At 40.7% G+C, this 2,938-nt stretch carries 4 protein-coding genes; all 4 read right to left on the bottom strand.

Annotation, left to right across the window (positions count from 1 at the left end; translation table 11 throughout):
- Positions 1–409 precede the first annotated feature (409 nt).
- Positions 410–793, bottom strand: a complete 384-nt coding sequence (locus AC13CC_RS00040) for a helix-turn-helix domain-containing protein (RefSeq protein ID WP_482876502.1) — start codon at positions 791–793, stop codon at positions 410–412.
- 81 nt (positions 794–874) lie between these two features.
- Positions 875–1,855 (bottom strand): aldo/keto reductase, encoded by a 981-nt coding sequence (locus AC13CC_RS00035; protein ID WP_482876501.1) that lies wholly within the window; start codon positions 1,853–1,855, stop codon positions 875–877.
- A gap of 250 nt (positions 1,856–2,105) precedes the next feature.
- Positions 2,106–2,543: a putative quinol monooxygenase gene (locus AC13CC_RS00030; protein ID WP_421824558.1), complete on the bottom strand. Its 438-nt coding sequence runs from the start codon at positions 2,541–2,543 to the stop codon at positions 2,106–2,108.
- Between the two features lie 73 nt (positions 2,544–2,616).
- A partial coding sequence (locus AC13CC_RS00025) for a molybdopterin cofactor-binding domain-containing protein (protein ID WP_482876500.1) occupies positions 2,617–2,938 on the bottom strand: 322 nt, incomplete at its 5' end.

Raw genomic sequence — 2,938 nt, 5'->3', positions numbered from 1 at the left:
TTTTGAACAACAAGGAAATATTTAATGGAGGTTACCTTCCTTGTGATGGTCCAGGTTTTGGATATAGATCAGTCAACTAATGCATGCTAACCTCTAATAAGAAGCATCTGTTTTTCCAATTTCTTCAATTCGGGATGTCTGGCCAAAATAATTGACCACCCCATTGTATACCAAAAAGTTACGTTTTTTTTTCGCAAAAGGTAACCGAATAAGTGACTTTTGACCATACCTACAAACCTTCTAAAGCAGATTTAATGAAAAATGATTCAGTAAAGGTTTATCAAAAGTTTTTTCTTGAAAAGAATAACAAATTAAACCCTACGTTTTCTTTCCAACCATTGGGTGATGAACAGAAAAACCAAATATGTATCAAGTTCTTAGCTTAGTTTTATATCCCCAAGCTCTAAAACTAATTATCCTTTTTGGTTCTATTTTCCCGATATCGCACAGGACTTAATCCTGCCCTCTTTTTAAAGAAGTAGCTAAAATGTGAGGGTTCGGAAAAACCCAGTACAATTGAGATTTCAATTATACTGTAAGAAGTATTTTCCAACAATAGCTTGGACTCTGCGAATACCTTTTCGGATATGATCTGGGTCGTGGTTTTTCCCCTATGTTTTTTCAATACCTTGTTCAAATGGTTGACATGGACATGTAACGCATCCGCATAATATGAGGGACTCCTTTGAATGGGCAAGGAGTTCTTGTCATGAACCGGAAATTGACTTTCCATGAGTTCCATAAATCCTGTGTAAATCTTATCGGATGCTTCCTTCTTTCCTTTAACCGACATAGAAAAACAATTGTATTTGAAAAATTCCGTAAGGTCCTTTAAAATTAGGGGTAACAACTTCAACCATAACCGTCATACCGATCAGTTCCCAACGCGTTGCTGTAATTTTTTTGGATAACGATCTCCTTTGATTTCGATACCCGCTAAGGTTTCCTCCATTTTAAGCAAATCTGCTGGTGTCAAATGGATATCAACAGCACCGATATTCTCTTTCAGTCGATGTGATTTGGTCGTGCCGGGAATCGGAACTAAATATGGTCTCTGAGCCCATATCCAGGCCAGGGCAATCTGTGCAGGGGTACCTCCCTTCTCCAATGCGATTTCCCCTAAAAGATCAACCAGCTTTTGGTTGGCCTTTCTATTTTCCTCCGTGAATCTGGGAACGATGTTCCTAAAATCGTTTTCAGAAAATGTTGTATCAGCATCGATCTTCCCGGTCAAAAAACCCTTTCCCAAGGGACTGAAAGGCACGAAACCAATGCCCAATTCTTCCAACAAAGGGAAAATTTCCTTTTCAGGTTCCCTCCACCACAGGGAATATTCGCTTTGCAATGCCGTTACTGGAAGTTCAGCATGAGCCCTTCGTATGGTTTTCACTCCTGCCTCGGACAAGCCAAAATACTTTACCTTTCCTTCTTTGATAAGGTCTTTCACCGTTCCCGCAACATCCTCCATGGGCACCTGGGGGTCCACCCGGTGCTGATAGAACAAATCAATGACATCCGTACGCAATCTTTTTAAAGAGGCTTCGGCCACCTTCCTGATGGTTTCTGGGCGACTGTCCTGTTCCTTTTTTGAGTCTCCGTCCTTAAAGCCGAATTTAGTGGCTATCACAACATTGTCCCTTATAGGCTCCAGGGCCTCGCCCACCAATTTTTCGTTATCAAACGGACCGTAGACTTCCGCAGTATCAAAAAAGGTCACTCCTTGCTCATACGCTTCCCTAATCAATCGAATGCCATAATTTTTATCGGTGGCCGGACCATAACCAAAACTCAGGCCCATACAGCCATACCCTATAGAAGAAACGGTCAAATCATTTCCTAAAACCCTGTAATTCATCTGTGCCTTTTATGCAAAAGTAGTAGGCATCATGTATTAAATCAGTACACAAATTACTGGTATTGCTACCAATTTTACTTATCCATATAGGACAACAAGTGAGGTACCCTTGCAAAAAGCAAAATGAAAGTTAATTTGTGAATTCAATAGGTGTAGAATCATTTGGAAACATGGTTTTGGAAACCAGTATTGTACTAGTTGTTGAAGTAGGTTGTTGCCGGAAAAATGTTTTGAAAAAATTGCCTTAGTCCTACGGTTTCATTTTCAAAAAAAGTTTGGGCATGGTTTCCAAATCAAGACTGTTCATGTCTATAAGCTGCAATGATTTGACCATCTGAAGGGTGGAGGATTTATAATATTTGAAATGCGGTGTCTGCAGATGGGATTGATAAGCGTCGTTATCGGCATATATTTCCAATAATCTGATTTGGGAAGGGTTTTCCTTTTCTTGCATAGGGTAGATGCAAATAACGCCAGGTTCCAAACGTACGGATGCCTCCGATTCCTCTTTCAATAGGGCAATATATGCTTCGGTATATTCTGGATAAATTTCTATTTCCGCAATTCGCACCAACATCTGGCCTGCTTGAGACTTTGGTTTATCACTGTTTATTTTTTGTGCATGACCATAATTCACCGTAACCACTAAAAAAAACACCCAGCCTATATAATTACCTATGCTTTTCAATACTTTCCGATTTTAATGTTATGCGGGACAAACCCAATGATTTTATAGTAACAACTAAAATTATGGAATCAATTTAGCTTAAATACTTGATATAAGGTTGTTGGTATAAACGCTCCCCCTTGGCCTTATAAAGTGCATTGGCCACGGCGGCAAAAATCGGTGGAAAGGTCGGTTCCCCCAAACCTGTGGGGTCCGTATCACTCTCAACAAAATGAACCTCGATTTCTTTGGGCGCTTCGGCCATTCGGATCATCCGGTATGCATCAAAATTGGATTTTTGCGGAACGCCGTCCTCAAAGGTCAATTCCCCATACAGGGCATTGCCTATGCCGTCCACAATACCTCCCTCGGCCAAATTGGCGGCGGCATCCGGATTGACCACGATACCACAATCC

This window comes from Flagellimonas sp. L-11, assembly GCF_056857735.1.
This window is presented reverse-complemented; position numbering and strand designations above follow the sequence as displayed.

Excerpts from the sequence above, each read along its gene's own strand:
- AC13CC_RS00035 (WP_482876501.1), bottom strand. The coding sequence starts at position 1,855 with ATGAATTACAGGGTTTTAGGAAATGATTTGACCGTTTCTTCTATAGGG.
- AC13CC_RS00040 (WP_482876502.1), bottom strand. The coding sequence starts at position 793 with ATGTCGGTTAAAGGAAAGAAGGAAGCATCCGATAAGATTTACACAGGA.